Origin of the sequence: Paracoccus albus (genome assembly GCF_027913035.1) — a bacterium.
GTDB lineage: Bacteria > Pseudomonadota > Alphaproteobacteria > Rhodobacterales > Rhodobacteraceae > Paracoccus > Paracoccus albus.
On record NZ_CP115778.1, the window covers coordinates 1 to 19,987 of the forward strand.

The 19,987-nt window shown below is 59.5% G+C and carries 17 protein-coding genes; 7 read left to right on the plus strand and 10 right to left on the minus strand.

What is annotated here, in order from left to right; genetic code table 11:
- Positions 1 to 78: 78 nt before the first annotated feature.
- The 3 genes from PAF20_RS18245 (at position 79) to repC (ending at position 3,951) form a co-directional block, all read left to right on the plus strand.
- Positions 79 to 1,437, plus strand: a complete 1,359-nt coding sequence (locus tag PAF20_RS18245) for a ParA family protein (protein ID WP_190285508.1) — start codon at positions 79 to 81, stop codon at positions 1,435 to 1,437.
- Complete coding sequence (locus tag PAF20_RS18250) at positions 1,434 to 2,450, plus strand: ParB N-terminal domain-containing protein (RefSeq protein ID WP_271073652.1); 1,017 nt, start codon at positions 1,434 to 1,436, stop codon at positions 2,448 to 2,450. Before PAF20_RS18245 ends, PAF20_RS18250 begins: the two co-directional genes overlap by 4 nt.
- A gap of 220 nt (positions 2,451 to 2,670) precedes the next feature.
- Positions 2,671 to 3,951 carry a plasmid replication protein RepC gene (gene repC / locus PAF20_RS18255; RefSeq protein ID WP_271073653.1) on the plus strand — a complete coding sequence of 427 codons (1,281 nt, stop codon included), beginning with the start codon at positions 2,671 to 2,673 and terminating at the stop codon, positions 3,949 to 3,951.
- Between the two features lie 12 nt (positions 3,952 to 3,963).
- Here repC and PAF20_RS18260 read toward each other — a convergent pair whose 3' ends face one another.
- Positions 3,964 to 5,091: a tyrosine-type recombinase/integrase gene (locus tag PAF20_RS18260; RefSeq protein ID WP_434802972.1), complete on the minus strand. Its 1,128-nt coding sequence runs from the start codon at positions 5,089 to 5,091 to the stop codon at positions 3,964 to 3,966.
- A gap of 113 nt (positions 5,092 to 5,204) precedes the next feature.
- On the opposite strand from PAF20_RS18260, the gene PAF20_RS18265 reads away from it, so the two are divergent.
- From PAF20_RS18265 to PAF20_RS18280, 4 genes are all read left to right on the plus strand, one after another.
- Positions 5,205 to 6,089: a DUF1403 family protein gene (locus tag PAF20_RS18265; RefSeq protein ID WP_271073655.1), complete on the plus strand. Its 885-nt coding sequence runs from the start codon at positions 5,205 to 5,207 to the stop codon at positions 6,087 to 6,089.
- Between the two features lie 2 nt (positions 6,090 to 6,091).
- Complete coding sequence (scpB, locus tag PAF20_RS18270) at positions 6,092 to 6,688, plus strand: SMC-Scp complex subunit ScpB (RefSeq protein ID WP_271073656.1); 597 nt, start codon at positions 6,092 to 6,094, stop codon at positions 6,686 to 6,688.
- A gap of 133 nt (positions 6,689 to 6,821) precedes the next feature.
- Complete coding sequence (locus tag PAF20_RS18275) at positions 6,822 to 7,286, plus strand: helix-turn-helix domain-containing protein (RefSeq protein WP_271073657.1); 465 nt, start codon at positions 6,822 to 6,824, stop codon at positions 7,284 to 7,286.
- A complete protein-coding gene (locus PAF20_RS18280; RefSeq protein WP_009179450.1) occupies positions 7,283 to 7,858 on the plus strand; it encodes a PIN domain-containing protein in 576 nt (191 codons plus the stop codon). Before PAF20_RS18275 ends, PAF20_RS18280 begins: the two co-directional genes overlap by 4 nt.
- A 52-nt stretch (positions 7,859 to 7,910) precedes the next feature.
- Here PAF20_RS18280 and PAF20_RS18285 read toward each other — a convergent pair whose 3' ends face one another.
- The 9 genes from PAF20_RS18285 to PAF20_RS18325 all read right to left on the minus strand — a co-directional run bounded on the left by PAF20_RS18285 (position 7,911) and on the right by PAF20_RS18325 (position 19,857).
- A complete protein-coding gene (locus PAF20_RS18285) occupies positions 7,911 to 8,627 on the minus strand; it encodes a M48 family metallopeptidase (protein WP_009179413.1) in 717 nt (238 codons plus the stop codon).
- A complete protein-coding gene (locus PAF20_RS18290) occupies positions 8,624 to 11,848 on the minus strand; it encodes a type I restriction endonuclease subunit R (protein ID WP_271073658.1) in 3,225 nt (1,074 codons plus the stop codon). The genes PAF20_RS18285 and PAF20_RS18290 overlap by 4 nt, the downstream gene beginning before the upstream one ends.
- On the minus strand, positions 11,845 to 13,572 hold the full coding sequence (locus PAF20_RS18295; protein ID WP_271073659.1) for a TIGR04141 family sporadically distributed protein: 1,728 nt from the start codon (positions 13,570 to 13,572) through the stop codon (positions 11,845 to 11,847). The genes PAF20_RS18290 and PAF20_RS18295 overlap by 4 nt, the downstream gene beginning before the upstream one ends.
- Positions 13,572 to 14,774, minus strand: coding sequence for a restriction endonuclease subunit S (locus PAF20_RS18300; protein ID WP_271073660.1), 1,203 nt, complete (start codon positions 14,772 to 14,774; stop codon positions 13,572 to 13,574). The genes PAF20_RS18295 and PAF20_RS18300 overlap by 1 nt, the downstream gene beginning before the upstream one ends.
- Positions 14,767 to 16,284, minus strand: coding sequence for a type I restriction-modification system subunit M (locus PAF20_RS18305; RefSeq protein WP_271073661.1), 1,518 nt, complete (start codon positions 16,282 to 16,284; stop codon positions 14,767 to 14,769). Before PAF20_RS18305 ends, PAF20_RS18300 begins: the two co-directional genes overlap by 8 nt.
- Entirely contained in the window at positions 16,281 to 16,874 is a 594-nt protein-coding gene (locus PAF20_RS18310; RefSeq protein WP_039983903.1) for a restriction endonuclease subunit S, read from the minus strand. The genes PAF20_RS18305 and PAF20_RS18310 overlap by 4 nt, the downstream gene beginning before the upstream one ends.
- Positions 16,875 to 17,270: 396 nt before the next feature.
- Positions 17,271 to 18,188, minus strand: a complete 918-nt coding sequence (locus PAF20_RS18315) for a nucleotidyl transferase AbiEii/AbiGii toxin family protein (RefSeq protein ID WP_271073662.1) — start codon at positions 18,186 to 18,188, stop codon at positions 17,271 to 17,273.
- Positions 18,178 to 19,008 carry a type IV toxin-antitoxin system AbiEi family antitoxin domain-containing protein gene (locus tag PAF20_RS18320; RefSeq protein ID WP_271073663.1) on the minus strand — a complete coding sequence of 277 codons (831 nt, stop codon included), beginning with the start codon at positions 19,006 to 19,008 and terminating at the stop codon, positions 18,178 to 18,180. The genes PAF20_RS18315 and PAF20_RS18320 overlap by 11 nt, the downstream gene beginning before the upstream one ends.
- 246 nt (positions 19,009 to 19,254) lie before the next feature.
- Entirely contained in the window at positions 19,255 to 19,857 is a 603-nt protein-coding gene (locus PAF20_RS18325) for a plasmid pRiA4b ORF-3 family protein (RefSeq protein ID WP_271073664.1), read from the minus strand.
- Between the last annotated feature and the right edge of the window lie 130 nt (positions 19,858 to 19,987).

The following is a 19,987-nucleotide window of genomic DNA, read 5'->3' on the forward strand; positions in this document are numbered from 1 at the left end:
CCAATTGCGCCCATAATAGTGCTACTATGAGTGGCGAAACGAGTCGAACTCGGAATCAACCGAAGTCGGGGCAGCGATATGAGCGGAAGTCTAGAACAGTTTTTGACCGACCTGTCACGAGGTCTGGAGCGCACAATGGTTGCCGTCAACAAAGAGTTGACGCTGCGCCATCGTATCAAGCGCACATGGTCGATGCGACAGTGCGCTCGCTTCTTGAACGTCAGCATCCAATATTTGACCAAGTTCGCGAATGGCAACGACGACTTTCCAAAGGGTGAATACGTTGGACGCGAACGTGTCTTCAACCTTCATGAACTGATGCATATGCGCGCTTTGATGGCGGCGTCTGCAAAGCGTCCTTTTGACTATCTTGCGTGGCGCAAGCCCGGCGATCCGCTTCCAGTCATTTCATTTGCCAGCCAAAAGGGCGGCACCGCCAAAAGCCTTAGCGCTGCACATTTCGCACAGTACCTGAGCCTACACTACGGAATGCGCGTTGGCGTGATGGATGCGGACCCGCAGAGCACGATCACACTTTACTTTGTAGGCGGTGAGGGGTTGTCTCAAATGCCTACTGAAGAAACGCCATCGATGGTGGACTTCGCGGGCCTCTTCCAGTCCGAGGAGGCACCGTACACGGATCACTCTGCGGAGACGCTGGATAGCTTCTTTTTGAAGACTTCTTGGCCGGGGCTTCGATTGGTTCCCGCGCACGGAGAGACCTCTGAGGGCGAAATTCAGATCGCCCGCTTGGTTCGCGAAGCTCCTGCAGGGAAGAGTTTCTACCGCTACCTTCGGGACGCGATTGATCGCTGGAAAGAAGCGCACCCTCCGGCAACAGCTCCCAACGAACTTGCTACGGATGGTAAGGTCGATCCTGTCCGACTTGAGCAAGCGCTGAACGAAACGCTGGATTGCATCATCATTGATTATCAACCGGCGCTGACGCTTTTCCAGCTCAATAATGTGATTGCCTCTTCATCCCTCGTTATTCCTCAGACCATGAAGGGGTTCGACATCGCAACTCTTTCGACCTTTGTCACCGGCCTGCTAGGTATGCTGCAGCACATCCTAGCACATGAGCGTATCGATATTGGCTCGGGTGCCAACATGCTTTTGCCAACCATTGTGCAGCGTTCCAACGGTCAGGATCTCAACCACATCGGCAATCTTCTCGAGCACTGCCCCACGGAGATCTTGCCCGTGTTCTATCTTCGGTCAGACGCGATTTCGAACGCTTCAGACGTTTATCAGTCGGTCTACGAATATGAGCCTGACACGCCTGGCAAACGAAAAGGTATCAACAGATTTATCGAGAACGCAGACGCGGTGAACGATGCAATCGTCAGCCGTCTGTGGCCAGGCCTCGAACGTGGTTATGCGAATGCTTGGATGGACACCTTCTATGATGACGATGACGGGGAGACCGCAGCATGAAGCGAACTATCCCGAGGTCGCTGGTTTCGAAAGCTTTGAACCAATCAGCTGAGCCGAGTGGCAATGACGACGAGGCAAAGGTCGACACTGCACCGTCTTCTACTACTGCAGCTTTCAAGGGAGCGGGTAGTGCTTGGAAGGCCGGCGCACTTGCCCAATCGCAGGCAGCGGTCGAGCAGGGTCGTGCGCAGCTCGTCGAAGACATTCTGAACGGCCGTCACGAGCTTCAGATTTCACCGGAACAAGTGGAGGACCCGTTAGGTTCAGATCGTCGTGATGACTGGCTGGCACAAGAGGCCTTTCAAACGCTTCTTAAGAGCATCGAAATCAACGGCCAAGACACGCCCATCCTTGTTTGGCCAGAGGATCCGAATTGGAAGCCTGACCCGTTGAACCCGACTGACGTTGCGGATGCTCGCTTTATCATGCTGACCGGCAGACGTCGTCATGCTGCAGCGAAGACCCTGGGGCTTAAGCTAAGAGCCATCTTGGCGCCCCCAGATAAGCGAGGCGCGGAGAACGCGCAGTTCGAGATGCTGTTTCTTCGTTTCCGGGAAAACGAGGAAAGGGAAAACCTTGGCGCTTTCGAGCGCCTACTGGCTATCGGAGAGATGTACGAGACGCTTCGTGAATCTGGTGAGAAGACGACCGCGGTGGCGTTTGCTGCACGTATCGGTGTCCACGAGAGTATCGTGTCGCGCGCTCGCGCAGTTTTCGGGGCTCGAGATCAAATCTTGAACGCGTTCAAGAACGCTTACGACATGAGCTTCCAGGATCTGCAAAAAGCACTGGCCAGCCTTGAGGGCAAGCCGAAGAAGCAAGTCAGAAAGTCCGCTAAGAAAATCACCGCCAAGCGCAAGGTAGGGGGTCGTAATCTCTCGCTCACGTCAGCGAACGGCAATCTCTCGATCAAAGCCGCAAGCGTACCGCTGAGCCAAGAGAAGCTTGAGGAGTTGAGCGATCTGATCGCGGACTTCTTGGCGAAGAATAAGGAGGTTCCACCGACGGGCTAAAGCCTGAATACCGGTGCATCTCCATACATTGAGGCAACGAGCAAGAAGGAAGAATGTGATCTAGAGGCAAAAGAAAAGCCCCCAAGCTGAGGGCCTGAGAGCTGATCTTATTGGTTTGGTCGCCTTGAAGATAAGTCTCTCTCGAATCACTGTCAACGACGAACGCTTCTGAGCGAACGGCTTTCTTTTGCCTCCACATAACTGGAGGTGAGAAACAGGCATGAAACATACAGGTTGGCGCAAGCCGACACCGGGTCTTGGCATTGCAGAGCAGCTTGCCCAAGCCGGTGAACAGGTAGCTGTACCCAAAACGCGGGCCTTCGTGGCTGTGAAGCGGGTAGGAGCCTACATTGGCCTCAAGGCCGGAGACACGATGCTCCTCGACACGCTCGGGGCCTTCACCCAGGCCCAAGACTGGGAGGAGGGGCAGCGCCCGATCGTCTGGGCGTCAAACGCCTATCTGATGGAGCAGACCGGGTTCTCGCTCTCGGCGCTCAAGCGCCATGCTCGGCGCCTGGCCGAGATCGGTGTGATCTCCTTCCAGGATAGCCCAAACGGCAAACGGTGGGGCCGCAGGGACGCCGAGGGGCGCATCGTCGAGGCCTATGGCTTCGATCTGTCGCCGCTTTCAGCCCGTGTCGATGAGTTCGAGGAACTTCATGCCGATTTGCAGGCCGAGCGCGAGCTCTGCCAACGCCTGAAGCGTCAGATCACCGTGGCACGCCGCATGATCCGCGCGCGGATCGAGGCGGCCGTCAGCAGCGCGCTGCGCGGGCCCTGGGCGCAGTTCACGGGGCTCTTCGAGGAGCTTCTGGACCGGCTTCCGCGTCGCCATGAAGCGTCCGAGCAGCTTGCCCGGCTACTCACCTGGTTCAAGGAGCTTCAAGAGCGCGTCGAAGCAGCCTATCTCAAGGCAACCGAGGTCGTTCAACCTGTGGAAAACACGCCTGAAACCAGGGAACAAGTTTCTGAGAAGACTCAAGAAATGAACCCCAGGGAGGTCATTTCTGACCCTCATATACTAATTACAAACCAACTTAATCCTGTAACTCGTAATTCCTCAGAAAATGAGGAAGTCGCGGCCGTGGTGCCCAATGCTCAGCCCGAAGATCAGGTTGATAGGGAGCTGGAAGAGTGGGTGGCCGAGGTGCGCAAGAAGCGCGCAGCGCTGGATCTGCCCACAGTGATGCAGGCCTGTCCCGAATTTGCGTCCTGGGCCCGCAATATGGGCGGGTTCCTGAAAGATTGGGGCGATCTGCACCGGGTTGCTGGTCAACTCAGGCCGATGATCGGGGTGTCCGAGCATGCCTGGAACGTGGCACAGGACCGGCTGGGCAAACAGGTGGCGACAGCGGCGCTGGCGCTTGTCTTCGAGAAGCATTGCGCAGGCGAAGTGTCCTCGCCGGGCGGCTATCTGCGTGGCATGGTCGAGAAGGCCGGGGCAGGGGAACTGCATCTCGAGCGCAGCTTCTTCGGTAGGCTCAGTGGGCAGGCGGCATGATGGGGCGCGGGGTCAGAGACCGGCGGCCTTGGTCAGGTTCACCCGGAACCGGTCGCGACGGCGCTGGTAGCGCCGGGTCATCTCGGCAGATGCGTGTCCGAGCTGCTTCTGGACGTAGCGCTCGTCGACTTCGGCGGAGCTGGCGAGACCGGCGCGCAGCGAGTGGCCGGAGAACAGCGCCAGTCGTTCTTTCTCGGGCAGTTCTGATCGGATGCCGGCATCCAAAACCGTGCGCTTGATCAGCCGCGCGACATGTTTGTCGTTCAGGCGCGTTTCGGATGCGCGTTTGCCGTCCCGTGAGGTGCCGACGAAGACAGGGCCGAAGTCGATCTTCGCAAAGTGCAGCCATTGTTCCAACGCATGAACCGGGCAGGTCTGATCCTTGGAGCCGCGGCCAATCTCGACTCCACGCCAACCGGTCTTGGCGTTGAGGGTCAGGAGGGCGCCTTTCTCGAAGATCTCGATCCAGCCGCCGGAATCCGGCGTATCGTCTTTGTGCACGTCGAGGCTGACGATCTCCGAGCGGCGCAGCCCCCCGGCGTAACCAAGCAGCAGGATGGCGCGATCCCGCAGCCCACGCAGATCAAAGGGCAGGGTGGCGACCATCGCGAGGATGTCTTCTGCCAGGATCGCTTCCTTCTGAACCGGTGGTCGCGCGTGCTTGCGTTTGATCCCCGCTAGCACCGTCGCGATGTGGCGGTTCTTGCGATCGAGGAAAAAGCCGCGCTGCGCGTAGTTCCAGGCGAGACCCGACAGGCGGCGGTCGATAGTGCTGACCGACAGGGGTCGGGACGCCGACTGCGAAGGGGAGGGGCCCGACCCGGACGCCAGATCGGCGAGGTAAAGCCCGATCATCTCAGGGGAGGGGGGCAACGGCTCCGCGCCCTTCATCCGGCACCAGCGCGCGAAATGCGCCCAGTCCTTTGCATAAGCCTTCAGCGTGTTATCCGACGCGGCCGCGCGCGCGTAGTCGCGGGCCGTATCGACCAGCCGATCGAGCGTGCCTGAGCCCGCTACAAAGGACGGAAGGCTCAAGGCCTCGCCGTCAGGACGATTTCTCTCGTTGTCCTCGTTGGACGAAGGCCCGATTGGCACGTCTGAGCTCGATTTCTCGGTGGTTTCTGACATGCCGCTGAGCATATCTTTTTGTGTCCGATAAGGCAAACTTATTGGACATAGTTTAGAACCGTAAGACGAGGCGGTTAGGCCTCTATTTTGTGGCTTAAAGCGCCGCGCTGGTGTAGGCTCTGGGCATGACATTTGCCCGACATGATCCCATCAGCGACCTCGACACGCTACCCCGGATGCCCGCATGGGTCACCTCCGCGCGGGCTGAAACCCTTGAAGATTTGGCGTTTTTGTCGGGCGCCGCGCTGAACCACCTGCATCTTGTGTTGGGACGCGAGGAGGTGACCCAGGCCTTGTTGCGGGACCGGCTCGCGCTGCGCGCGGCAGAGGCCTGTGTCACGTTCTCCGGGCGACCGGAGCGGGAAGCGGAGTTGCGTGATGCGGTGCATCTCCTGCGCCCCGGCGACCTGCCCGGACCGGCGGGCGAGGTCTGCCTTGCCTGGCGCCGCGCGGTGGAGCGACCGATGTCGTTCAAGACTCTGGGTCGCGCCTTGCCGACCCTTGAGCCGGGGCAGATTGCCACGTGGCTCGACGCGGGGCAGGGGGCGCCGGTCAACCGCGCGGCACGGGTGCTGGAGGCGGTGCTGATTGAGGCGCCCCGTATGGAGACCACGGCGTTGATCCTCGCCGACGGGGCCCTCGCTCAGGCACTCGGTTGGGAGCATCTTGTGCCGCTGCTGGCTGCGGGGCTGAAACGCGCTGACCTGCGCAAGCATGGGGACGACTTGAGGCTCGCCTGCCATCGGGCGCTCGTCTCATCGGCAGTCGAGGCCGTGCGGCAGGCCGCCGATCTTGCGCGTCGGGCGGCGCATCTGAAGGCGGTCGCACCCAAGCTGCGGGCCAAGGGGGCGGGCGACGCGGTCGAGATGTTCCTGACCCGGGACGCCGTGGCGCCTTCGGCCTTGCCTTTGCTGGATCGCGCCGCGCGGCGGCTCTGTGACCGGCTGGTTGAGCTCGGCGCGGTACGCGAGCTGACGGGCCGAGATACGTTCCGGCTCTATGGGGTATGACGATGGCTAAGGATCGCTCTGACCCCGAACTGGATCGTGAGCTGACCGACTTGCCGCCCGAGCTGCGCTGGCGGGAATGGATGCGCCGGATCGAGGCGGTGCTCTTTGCCTCAGCTTCGCCGGTGCCGCGCGACGACCTGGCACGCGTGGTGGGGCAGGGGGCCTCGGTTGATCTGCTGGTCGAGGACCTCGTCGCCGATCTGGAGGGGCGGGCTTTTGAAGTTGCGCAGGTCGCTGGCGGCTGGATATTCCGCACGCGACCCGCCTACGCCCCCGCGATCCGGGCCGCCGCGGATGTCGGCGACCAACTGATAGACCTGAGTGAATTCGACGTCGCGGTCCTGGCCGCCATCGCCTATCACCAGCCGATCACGCGAGATGGGCTCAAGGACATCTTCGGTAAGGAGATCAGCCGTGACCTGATTGGGCGACTGCATGCACGCGAGCTAATCGGGACTGGGCCAAGGTCCCCTCGGCGCGGGGCGCCCTATACCTTCGTGACCACCGAGCAGTTCCTTGTCGCGTTCGGTCTGACTTCGTTGCGGGACCTTCCTGATCGGGAACAGCTGGTCGATGCGGGCGTGGTCGGTTCTTCATGAGAGCGATGAGGTGCTCCCGTCATGCAACCTATTTACATGATTTTAGCGAGTTTCGAATATTTCGAGTGTTGCGATTGTTTCGAATAACGGATACCCTATATCCAACACGAGAAGAGAGAACCGGAGAGAGAAGATGAACGCCCTCAGAAAAGAGGCGTTCTTTGATCGTTTGCCCGACGAGGTCGAGATCAAGAACGCCGAACAACTCAGAACGATTGTCGCCTCCCAGATCAAGGAAGGCGAACCGACAAAGCTGTCGCTCGCCCTAGAAGGCGGCGAAGTTCGCACCGTGACACTTGCGCCCGCCCTGACGGCTTCGCTGCTCGAGGTGCTGCGACTTGTGTCGAGCGGTCGCGGGTTCCGGATGATTCCCGTCGAGTCAGAGCTGACCACGCAGCAGGCGGCGGACCTTCTCAATGTGTCCCGCCCGTTCCTGGTGAAGCTTCTCGAGGAAGGCGAGATTCCGTTTGCGAAGACCGGCCGTCATCGCCGTGTTCGTGCAGACGATCTTTTTGCCTACAAGGAGAAGCGTGACGCGTCTCGCTCTGATGCTTTGAGTGGCCTTGCTGCAATGGATGCGGAAGAAGGTCTTGTATGAGCCGATACGCTGATCGGTTCACGGCTCTCCTCGATGCCTGCGTCCTGGGCGGAGCGCTTCGCAGAAACATGCTCCTGAGCCTGGCCGAGGCCGGCTTGTTCCGGCCTCGGTGGAGCAGTCGCATTCTTGACGAGACCCAGAAAGCGATCACCCAGATCACCAAGGGCGAAACCGATGGTTCCCGGCAGAGGGCGGCAATCGAGGCGGCGTTCCCTGAAGCGCTGGTGACGGGTTATGAGATCTTCGAAGAAAAGCTCGCGTTGCCCGACCCCAACGACAACCACGTGCTGGCAGCGGCCATCGCGACATCTGCTTCAGTCATCGTGACGGACAATCTCGCCGACTTTCCTTCCGCCGTTCTGGACCCGCACGCCATCCAGGCGATTTCCGCCGACGACTTCATCGCCGATACAATCGAGCTGGATCCCTCGGAGGCCATTCTGGCCCTGCGTCGCATGCGGGAGCGCTTCAAAAATCCAGCGCTCGATGTTGCGGCTTTGATTCACAAGTCAGAAGCGCAAGGCCTATTGCAGGTTGCAACCTTCATGGACGAGTATCAGTCGTTCCTGTAGATTGCTACTTCCTGGCGAACGGATGAAGAACTAGTTTCCTTGGCGGTGCTAATCACGCCATCGCCCGTTCCAGTCTCTGCTTCCGACGCTCCCAGTCGGGCATCACCTTGTCGAGGAGCTCGAAGAAGGCAGCCCCGTGATGAGGCTCCGCCACGTGGCAGAGCTCGTGGGTGATCACGTAGTCGATCGCGTCGACGGGCGCCTGCACGAGGCGGCGGTTCAGTAGCAGACGTCCGGCCGGTGACATGGACCCCCACCTCTGCCGAGTCTGACGAACGATGAGTCCCTTCGGCCTGAAGGCCTCGGGAACCGGGAACTGACCGAGACAAAGTTCGATCCGTTCCGGAAACTTGATGTGGGCCCGATCGCGGTACCATGCCTCGACCAGTTCGCGTGTCACCTCTGGCTTGGTCGGCCGGTGCGTCTGCACGACGATGAAACCGCGGATCAGCTTCACGCTTTCCTGGACGTGCGGGACGACCTTCAGCCGGTACTGGCGCCCGAGGTAGAGATGGGTTTCCCCGGCGATGAACCTGCGCTCCGGCGTGCGTGGCAGGAACTGGGCGAAGTACCGCTGCTGCCGCGTCACCCATGCTGCGCGCTTCCGCAGCTTGGCTTCGATGGCGTCTAGTGTCGCGTCCTCCGGGGCGGCGATCACCACCGACGCATCCGGTTCGACGGCGATCTCCAATGTCTTCCTCGGCCGGCGAACGATTTCGTACTGGATTTCCTGCTCGCCGTACTGCAGGCGATGCAACTCCCGCGTCATGCCGCAAACCGCGCCCGGGCGAGGTCCATGATCTTCAGCTCGAGATCGTCGAGCACCTCCACGGGTAGGTCGACGCCCCCCTCGTCACGCAGGACGTCAAAGAAGTAGTCATCGATGGCGTTGCGCAGATTGTTCTGGGCCACCTCGTTCGACCAGATGTCCACGATCAAGTGCGACTTGATGATGTCGATGATCTGTTGAGCGATCGCTGCGACATCGTCGCTGGCTACCGGCTCATCACCCTTGGACTTAAGCTGACCGTCAAGGATCCCGAAGAACGCCAGCGCATCCTCATCGCCACGGATGCCTTCCGGAACATCCCGACCGCGATCCTTGCGCGCAACTTTGCTTGCGAGGTCCACGACGCTGTTCAGGTAGTCGCGCTCGGACAGCCGCTTCTCGCGATAGGCGCGGATGGTCTCTTCGAGCAGTTCGGAGAACTGTTTGTAGAACGTCGGGTCTTCATCCATTTTCTCAGTGATCGCCTTCCGCGTCGCGCTGGCAATGCGGTCTGCTCTTGAGGCTTCGGAGACGCTCGTTTCACCGACAACTGCTTTCAGCGCCTCAGGGTCGTTGATGTTGACCACCTCGATGATGGTCTCCGCCGGCATCGCCACCACGTGGTCATCGAGCAGCTTCTGGATCTTCGGCTCGAACTCGCGGACATCGACCGTCTCCTGATAGCGGAGCTGGACCGAGCGCTTGAGTTCGGAGAACTGTTTCCAGTCCCGCTTCAGGGCATCGACCTTGGCTTCGTCGAAGACATCGAACAGCGTGTCCGACGAGAGCGAGATGTGCAGGCACCGGCTGAATGCCTTGAGGCGCGCGTAGAACTCGTGGCGCATCGCCTCGTCACTTAGGTGCTGCTCGAACTGCTCCATGTCCTTCTTGTTCCGAACCGGCTTGAAAAGGTCCCAGAGCTGGTCGTGCAGCTGGGGCAGTTTGCGGATCTCTTCCCGGACATCGTGCACCGTCCCTGCGAGGTCCGCGGCCTCGAAACCCTCAAAGGCGCTGTACGTGGTCAAGGCGCTGTCCAGCTCGCCCAGTAGCCCCTCGTAATCGACGATGAAACCGAACTGCTTCTCTGTTCCGCCGTCCTCGTAGAGCCGGTTCACCCGCGCAATCGCCTGCAAAAGATTGTGTTCCTTCAGGGACTTGCAGACATAGAGCACCGTGTTCCGGGGCGCGTCGAAGCCGGTGAGGAGCTTGGAAACGACGATCAGGATCTCCGGGTCGCCGGAGCCCTTGAAGGCATCGATGATCTGGCGGTTGTACTCCTCCTCGGTCTTGTACCGCGCCATCATCTGCGACCAGAAGCGGCGCACGAGGTCCTTGGATTCCTGGTCAACCTCCTCGTTGCCCTCGTTTTCGTCTGGCGGCGAGATGACGATCGCGCTCGTGACGTGGCCGATCTCGTCGAGAACTTCCTTGAAGCGGACGGCGGCGGCCTTCGAGGGGGCAACGAGCTGCGCCTTGAACCCGGTCCCCTGCCAGTGCTGGCGATAGTGTTCGGAGATGTCGAAGGCCTTGGCTCGGATAGCCTGGTCAGTCTTGGCAAGCGCGTCCATCCGGGAGAACTTGCGCTTAAGGTCGGCCTTCTGGCTTTCAGTCAACCCGTCGCTGATCTTCTCGAACCAGCGGTCGATTACGGTGCCTGAGACCTGTTGCTCGACAAGCCGTCCCTCGTAGAGTAGCGGCACGACGGCGCCGTCGGCGACCGCCTCGTCGATCGCGTAGCGGTGGATCAGCCGCCCGAAGGTCGAAAGCGTGTTCTTCTCCTTCTTCAGCAGTGGCGTGCCGGTGAAGCCGAGGTAGCAGGCCTTGGGCAGAAGGCGCCGCATCTTGGCGGCGAACTGGCTGTGGCCGCCGTAGCGACCCGTCTGCGTCCTGTGGCTCTCGTCGACCAGCACGAAGATGTTCGGATCCTCGTCCACCAGCTTGCTGTTCTTCAGCGCCGTATCGAACTTGTTGATGATCGTGGTGACCAGTGGAGCCTTGTTATGGACGAGGTCCAGAAGGTGCGCCCCGCTCGTCGCACGGACCGGCTCGAGGTCGCAGGACTTGAAGGTGTCCTTGATCTGTTTGTCGAGATCGTCACGGTCCGTGACGATGATGATCCGTGGGTTCTCGATGCTGCGCTCGAGTGCGAGCGAGCGCCCCAGCATCACCATGGTGAGCGACTTGCCCGAGCCCTGCGTGTGCCAGATCACGCCGCCCTTTCGGGCGCCGCTGACATCGTGCTGTTTGACCGTCGCGACCGCGCGACGGATCCCGAAAAACTGCTGATGCCGCGCGACTTTGCGGACACCTCCGTCGAACACGGTGAATCGGCGGATGAGATCGAGCAACCGCTCGGGGCGACACAGCGCGTACACTGTCCGGTCCTGAACCGTGACCGCGCGGTCACCCTCGGCAGCCATCGCGTCGAAATACGTGCGTGCGCTCGCAAAGTCGCCGGAAAAGATGGCGTCCTTTTCCGCCGCGGTGAGCACGCGGTTGGCAAAGGGCGCGATGGCCTCGTCGGTGTCTTCCTCATCGCGCCAGGTCTGCCAGAACTTCCTCGGCGTACCGACAGTTGCATAGCGCGCCTCGTTGCGGTTCATGCCGATCAGCAGCTGGGCGAAGTGGAAAAGCTGCGGGATGTTGTCCTCGTTCTGATAGCCGATCAGCTGGCTGTCCGCCTTCTTCAGGCTCTCGGTCGGCCGCTTGTTCTCGATCACCAGGATCGGGATGCCGTTCACGAACGCGACGATGTCGCAGCGCTTGGTCTGGCTTGACGCCGTCCTCTCTACCGAGAACTCGGCAGTGACGTGGAAGACGTTGTTTTCCGGCCGCTCCCAATCGATGTAGCGGAACGAGTAGCTCTTCGAGTCGCCGTCGATGGACTTCGTGATGGTCGTGCCGAGGACGAGCGTGTCGTAGATGTCCTGGTTCGTGCCGCGCAGCCCCTTCAGCCGATCTGGCGTGGGCTTTAGCCGTCGCATCGCCTCGTGCGCATCCTCAAGATCGAACCCATACTCGCGGCCGCGATGCGTGAAGCGGTTGATGCGCATGAGTTGCTCAGCGAGCACATCGTCCAGCACCACGTTCCGCAGGCGCGCGCCGCGCAGGCGAAGCGTCTCCTCCTGCGAGAGCGGGGTGAACCCAAGCGCTACAAGCATCTGAAGCGCTGGCACCTGGGACTGGTGTTTTTCGGCTGCAATGAAGCCCTTTTCCATCATGCCTCTTCCAAAACTTCGCCATCAGCGTCAGCGATGGGTTTGGGCGGCCGCGCCGTACTTTTCTTCTTGGAACTCGTATTCTTGCCAGCTGAAGAAGCCGGCTTTTCAATCAGCTCGATTGCTACTTCGAAACCAAGCCTACGAAGACGTTCGATCGCTACTTGCAGGCTAACCTTGCTAAAAAAGGGCAGATCCAGTTTCTTGTTGGCATAGGGTTGACGCATGACGCCATAGACGATCGTGTAGTCTTCGCGGATGACACGATCTGTTGATTTTGGCAAATGTGCTTCGAAACCCTTCTTTTCCGATTTGACCACGGCTCGAAGCTTCTTGCGAAAACCACTGTCTCCAACGAAGGCTTCTGCGCTGACGACACCCTGTGACCAAAGATGGCTAATGGGGCCGGAGGAGTGCCCGTCCTTTAGATGGATGAAGTGCTTCTTGTCGGAGAGGAAATCAGCTGGTTCCAGATTTGCGTTTTTCACACCAGTCGGGTTGATCTTGGTTCTGTCGAGCTTGAGCAAGTCTCCAGCCCGCGTGTTGACTAGATCTTCTATAAGCTCTTGTTCGTTATGTGCAGAGGTTTTGCCAACAATCGTGACCCTATCAATGCCGTCGAAGAACTTGTCCACGCTGTCCTTGAAAGATGCTTCGACCTGAAACCAGTTCCCTGCGAACAGGATAAAATGCCGTGTGTTGGCACCCGAGGTTAAAGATGCCTCGTGGACGAAGCAATCGTACACCTTCCACTTTTCTGAGAACTCGTCCTTGTCAGAAGGCTTTGCCGATATTCGATGCTTTTCCTTAATCTCCTTGATGTCACCGGCGAATTTGCATCTGTTCAACTCGCTGACATAGTCGGCGATCGCCAAGCTATGGAATGTGACGCCGTGGCTGCGGAAACCGTTGTAGTGCAGTTCACTTCCTTCCGTGTAGTCGACCACTTCCGGTGGTGACATGTGTAGATCCGCTGGATTGCCCTTTCGCAACTCACTCAGTTCCGAAAACAACTCTTGGTCCAACTGTTCTATGAGGTCCTTTTCGATGACGGGCCGCAGATTATCGACCCATTTGAAATCGGTTCGATAGTCCTTCTTCTCATAAACCTGGAATATCTCTGCACATTTAGCCGCGATATCGCCTGGGCCGATCTCACAGGTAATTGACAAGGAGTCTTTGCCTGCAACGAAGCGTGCGAAATTTGGGTCCTTAGGCGTGCCGCCTGCAACCCTTGCTATGTCGCGCAGTTGATCGACACCAAAGGTGTTCACGTCGCTGTCTCGGCTGGCTTGCACTCGCTTTTGAAAAGTCACTGCATCAGGCGTTGCAAGGTCAAGCGAACGAATGCTGCTCCCTGGAACGGAATTCAGCGTGACCTTCAAGCCGAACTGACGTTCGAACGCATCGTCATTCAGCGCCATATGGATCTGGCCAAAACAGACAGCAACATACCTGCCTTTGACTGGGACGAAAATGACCGCACCGGCACCGCCAGTCATCATGCCATCAAGCGCCCTCTCAAGGCCGGTGGAAATGAAGTCCGCCCAAACTGGCGGCTTGCGATATATTTGCCCAAAGAAGACCTCACTACCCTCGATTGGAGGCCAAGGCTCTGATGTAAGGGGTTTGTCACCGTCCTCCGCAAAGGTCGGAGAGATCGCTCTTGCGGGTGCCCGTCCTTTTCTGAGAAGGCGGAATGTCAGGGTTTGCATCTTTTTTGCCATCAGGAATCCTCCTCCTCGACCTGCCACTCACCCGTCAGTAGCTTCTGCATGAGGCCGCGCTTTTGCCGGGTGACAGCTTCGATCTCGCGCTCTGTCGCGATCAGGTCCGCCCGTGCGGTGTTCAGCACGGCGGCGATGGCCTTCTGCTCATCGAGGTCCGGCAAGGGCAACTTCAGCGCGGCGAGATCGGCATAGTAGGTGCGCTGCCGAACGCTGCCCGAACCGCCGCTGTTGATGTAGTGGGCCCACCAGGATGTCTTGCGCAGGTGGTCGAGATAGTCGGGGTCTAGCCCGTCAGCGTTGCAGGCGAACACGACATAGTCGGGACTGACCAGCACCGCTTCGTCGCGATCGTTCATGGCGATGGACCCGACGTTGATGCGCATCGGATTGTAGGCGAAAGCGCGCGGCGGCAGGCGTTTGTATCGGCTGATATCGGCGGCGATGGTCTGCTCGCGCATCGGCACGACGCCCTCTGCCTTGGTGACGCCCATGACGCTCTCCCGGCCGAGACCCTTGGTGCCGTTCCGCTTGGTCAGTTCGTGGGTCACCGCCTCTAGCCGGGTCGGTGCCCAGTTATGGCGGAGGCCCTTCTGGCGGAGTCTCCCGAACAGCAATGCAGCGCGGAGGGCGCCGAGCCGACGCTCTTTCGCTGCGCGGAGGACGGTGAGCTTTTCGAGCGCCTCGTCCCAGGTGCGCAGGATCTCGGCGATCTTGAGCTGTTCGGGGAGACTTACATCAGGAATCGGCAACTTCCGCAGCTCTTCAATTGAAAGCTCGCGAAAGGTGCTGCCGTTGGCGTTGCGCGCGATCAGCCTCTGCAAAACAGGGCCCTGAAGGACGTAACGGACGAACTCTGGGTCGCCTTTGGCACCAACACGGATGCGAGCGACACCTCTTGCGATGTTCGCGCCGTCCAGCTCGGCCGGTGTAATGGAGGATTGCCCGATGTTTCCCCGCAGCGAGAACAGAATGTCGCCAAGGGCGATCTTGGACCGCCGGTATTGTTCAGCGATCTGCTGAGATGTCCGGTTCAACACATTTACATCGACTGCGCCGCCGACGTCCCGGCTCTGAACAAACGGCACGCCGCCGGGGCATTCAGGGCCAGGCTGCACGATCCCGTACACGATCGGCGCGCGTGCGTCGGCTACCTTCGCGAGAGGCGTCGTCGATACGCCAGTCTCTTGCCCATCACGCATCAACACCGAGCTCCTTCAGATACCCGGCCATCTTCACCCGCACCTCGGCCAGCTCGGCCTCGATCCGCTGGATGTCCTTCTGCACGGCGGCGACGTCGATCTCTTCCTCGGGCTCGAAGGTGTCGACGTAGCGGGGGATGTTGAGGTTGTAGCCGTTCTCGGCGATCTCCTCGGGGCTCGCCCGATGTGAATACCGCTCGACCTCGGCGCGGGTGGCGTAGGTTTCCAGCACCCTGGCGACATGCACCTCGTCCATCACGTTCTGGGTCTTGCCCGGCGTGAACTCCTTGCTGGCGTCGATGAACAGCACGTCGCGCCGGTCCGTGTTCGCGCCGCCTTCCTCGCGCGAGCGGTCGAAGATCAGGATGGCGACCGGGATCCCCGTGGTGGTAAACAGGTTGGCGGGCAGGCCGACGACGGCGTCAAGCAGGTTCTCCTCGATCAGTTGCTGGCGGATGCGTCCCTCGGCGCCGCCCCGAAACAGCACGCCATGCGGCACGATCACTGCCACGCGACCGGACTGCCGCTTGGCGATCTCGATCATGTGGGTGATGAAGGCGTAGTCGCCCTTGGACTTGGGCGGCACGCCGCGCCAGAAACGCTTGTACTGGTCGCCGGCTGCGTCCTCCGCGCCCCATTTGTCGAGCGAGAACGGCGGATTGGCGAGCACCACGTCGAAGCGCTGGAGATGGTCGGCTTCAACCAGCGCCGGGCTGTTGAGCGTGTCGCACCATTCGATGCGGGCGGCGTCCTTGGCGTGCAGGAACATGTTCATCCGGGCCAGCGCCCAAGTTGCCCCGTTCACCTCCTGCCCGTAGAGGGCGAAGTTCTCCGACCCGACCTCCTGCGAGGCCTGGATCAGCAGAGAGCCTGACCCGCAGGCGGGGTCGCAGATCGTGTTGCCGGGCTGCGGTGCGGCGAGCTTGGCCAGCAGGCGCGAGACAGGTGCAGGGGTAAAAAATTCTCCGGCCTTCTTCCCGGCGTCCGATGCAAAGCGTGAAATCAAGTAGATGTAGCATTCGCCGATGATGTCCTCGGTCACCCGCGACGGGCGCAGGTCGAGCGCCGGCTTGGCGAAGTCTTCAAGCATGTTCTTGAGGCGGCGGTTGCGATCCTTCGGGCGTCCGAGGTTGGCCTCGGAGTTGAAGTCGATGTTGCGGAAGACGCCTTCAAGCTTGGCACGGTTCGCGTCCTCGATCTTCTCCAGCGCGATATTGATCCGCTCGCCGATGTTGGCCTCGTTCCGCTGGGCGTAGAGGTCGTAGAAGCTGGCGCCCTCGGGCAGGATAAACCGTTCGCGTTCGAGGCGGCGGCGAATGCGGGCCTCGTCGTCGCCATACTGCTTGCGGTAGGTCTCGAGATGGTCGTTCCAGAGGTCCGAAATGTACTTCAGGAACAACATCACAAGAATGTAGTCTTTGTACTGGCCGGCATCGACGGCACCGCGGAAGGTGTCACAAGCCGCCCAGGCGGTCTGGTTGATCTGCTGCTGGGTAACCTGATCGGTCATTGGGAGAGTTCCTTTTTGCGACCGGCGCGGGCGCGCTCAGCCAGAATGATGGATGAAAGCTGTTCCCTGCGCTCAGCCAGATCACGGAGCAGTGCACCTTCTCGCTTGGCAAGCTTATAAATTGCCACAATACGCGCTTGAGTTTCTAAATCCGGCAGTGGCACATCCAGCTCCTCGAGTACCGCCTTGGAAATCATCCGCATGCTGGTCCCCTGTGCTTCTGTGTCGAAGTATCTCTGAGATCTCGGCTGGTTGATCGCCCAGGCGAGGTAATCTGGTAGCGTGAGACCTGCTCTAGGGCGCAAAATGACAAGCGGCAGGATAACGGCAATCGGTTCTTCGAGGTTTTTGGTGACCGGAGCCGCTACGTTTGGTTCGCCGCGGGATTTGAAGATCACTTCTCCCCCGCGGACAACATGGCGCTCGGGTAGATCATCCAGCAGATAGCGCTGCAAGGGCCTTACCGCCAAATCATCATCGGGCTGGATGTCGCGAAGCTGGACGGCAAGCCGCCCGCCTTCCGGGGAAACCTCCAGGCGCCCCCTTGAGGTGTGCCCTGACCCGATTTCGCAAATGTCACCAAGCTTCAAGGTCGATTCCTCTGTATTGCAAATACAGAGTTAGACCATATCAGTTGGGTTGTCAAGGTCCGCTAACTCAGTAGATGGACTACAGAGTTTTCTGAATGCGGTGCTGCTTCTGGCAGACAGCTTGAGGAGCCGGCTACCTCTCAATTCAGGTCAAGTTAATCGCTGGCCTGTCTCTGGACTGGTCAATGCACCATCGTTCTAGCTTACTGCCAATACTGCCAACACTGCCGAGCTGCGGCGAACGGTCCGTTTTGATCGTCTGGGTCGAGGCCTTCGGGTTCGAACGGTTCTGGTTGGCGAAGATCAAGGACAGCAAGTTCCCGATCGTGACTTGTAGAGAGAACTCAGGCTTTGATTCCGAGCTCTTTGAGCCGATTTTCCCATGAGCCCCCATCTTCAGCCGAGGAGCTTCTCCAGCTCTTCCCCTTGGGCGGCATGCTTCTTGGGGTTTTCTGCTTTCAGCTTGTTCACGTTGATGAGCTTCCATCGGACCGCTGGAAGCTCGGCCGCTTGAGGGCGGTCGATCGCGTCGAAGTCTGGATCGCCGTCATGCAGGGTTCTCAGAAACCTCTTCGCGCCCTCATCTAAGCGGGATTGGATATCACCGATCAGGCGGTCGCGCGTTGAGACCAATTCCGCAAGGTCGACCGCTTCCTTCGTCATTCCCTCGAATTCCCGCGCGTAGGGCTGATCAAGATCGATCAGGTTTGGGTTCAGCAGTTCGTGCGGCGGGCGTGGGGAACTCGCGACGTAGATCAGAAAAGTGCGGAACAACGCGTCGGTAAACCCTTCGTTCTCGTAGAGCAGTTTGACGTCGTAGAGGTCTCGCGGGTGCTGACGATCGAGGGCCGCATGTAGCTTGCCGCCGAACAAATCCTCGAAAGAGACGATGTTCATCGCCGCATATCCGAACGCCTCCTCGACGGCTTCGGAGACTTCGCGTTGTTCCGGATCATGCACGACGCCCCGGGTGACGGGGGAGGTTTCGATCTTGATTTCGGCTGTGCCGAGGCGGGCGAGCGCACGCGTGGCGCCGCCGCCACCGCCGGCAATGCGCTGCGCTTTGGCGCCGGTGATTCCGCTTTCGATGGCGGCGGCAATTCGGTCCATCGCGTCGTTGATCTCGACGAGGCTTTCGGCGCGGTCCTTGACAGGCAGATAGGTCAAATCGATATCGACCGAGAGGCGCGGAAGGTCGCGATAGAAGAGGTTGATGGCCGTCCCACCTTTGAGCGCAAATATTTTCTCCTTTGCGACATACGGCAGTATCCGCACGAGCAGCGCCACTTGGGCGGCATAGTCTTCACGCGCCATGACCACGTTCCTTTCCTACAAACTCTTCGGGCACCATGATCCTGTAGCGCGGATGTATCTTGCCGCCTTTGACCAATGCGCGATCCCCGCTGCCGAGGTCGAACTCTTCCGGATCGAGACGCTTGCGCCAGGCATGGTCGTGGCGGTCGGCAAACACGAAGAACAGGCGTTTGACCTTGATCTTCTTGCAACTTCTGAGCAGTGCTGAGAGGGTTCTTGGGCGCAACGTCGTCAGGCTTTCGAACACCATGTCGAGGTTGTGAAAGCTCTCCTGATCCGGCAACTCGTCAAGCGCTTCGAGGATGGCGCGTTCCGGCGAAGACATCACCAGTTTCCAGTCCCATGGCAGGGACGATGCTGTCTCGTTGAGATTTTTTCGTGCGTCATTGACACCCAACTCTGGATCTGAAAACAGCGATACGCTGCGCGTGCGGAGTTCGGCGTTGAGCGGCAGTTTTTCGAGCCAGTTTGGGATTTTTGCGCCGTAGAGCCAGACCGTGCTCTTGTCGCCGAGGGAGAGATAGTGCGCATAGCCTTGCAGGCCCAATGCCGTCGCGCCCCCGACATGGACAGGGTAGTGCATGATGTGCTGGAGCGAGAGCAGGCAGGTCTTCCAGTCGAGCGTGTTCGTGGTGGCGTTGCCTGGTGCCGGGCGGCGGAAGACGCCGCGTCCAAGGCGTTCTAGCCAGCCGCGTTGGACATAGGCGTACGACGAACGCCGGCCTATCCCGTGGTGCTCCAGCCAGGTGGAGTCCACGAGGAACCCCGTGGGGACAGCCTCAAGAAGGTTCTTTAGTTTTTCGTGTTCTTGTCCATTCATGGGCGACATAATGATGTATTTTTAAAGATGCCGCCACTTGTTTCTGTGATAACCTGTGAGATAGTCCGTCAAGGATCGACAAATTCTGGAATTTTCAAAGAGACTGGTGGTTGTCAGCTCTGAAGCTCACCAGCAAAGCAGGGCGTGGATGCCCTCGGAGGGCTGAGAAGACATCCGGCCATTCGGATCGAACAGTCGAAGCTATGTGCCCCTGTCGAAGCCGCTGCGCCAAACCAGAGTCAGGTTTCACTTTCGATTGTGGCGTTCTTTTGCCCATACAAACATCGCACCGACGGCAGCATTGGCTTGCTGCACGCTGAACACTTCCGGTTCGAACGCGCCCGCCCATTGCTTTGTATCACGATGTTCCGGGTGGTGTTTGTCGGTCAGCGCGTCGAGAAATTCTTCGTAAGAATAGGGCCCGCCACTATCCTCTGGCGGACATGCGCGCTCTCCTGCCACACAGGCGGGAAAGTCCTGATCTGGCCTTCCGGTTGGTTTGCCAACCTTCTCGACAGTGACGAGGTGCCGCCAGCCATCGCCGAAATCATAAGTGTATGTGAACTGACTGCCTTTCTTGACCAGCTTTCCAAGAGTAAACCTCTTCTCGTCCTTCCGCCCATCGGTAGGGTCCCAGCTGTCGTCACTTTCGTCGCGGGCCTCGAACCTGTCTTCGCCAATCTCGAACTCATGCAAATGATAGTCTTGCCAAGGCATAGCGCCCTGGAGAACGGAATGCAGGATGTCCAAGCTGATGTCATTCGGCACGAGGATCCGGCGCCAGATGGGTGGTTTGATGCCAATAAGTTCGATTTTCAGCTCAATCAAAATGTGTTCCGCCTGTCTCAATGCCCCTGACGTTGAAGTAACTTTTGATTCTTAAGTTGAAGCATTCAAGGGGAACATTGGCCCCTCCTGCCCTTTGGTCAGGACCGCGCCCTACTCGGTCGGCTGCGCGCAGCCGCCCTCCCCGAGCTGA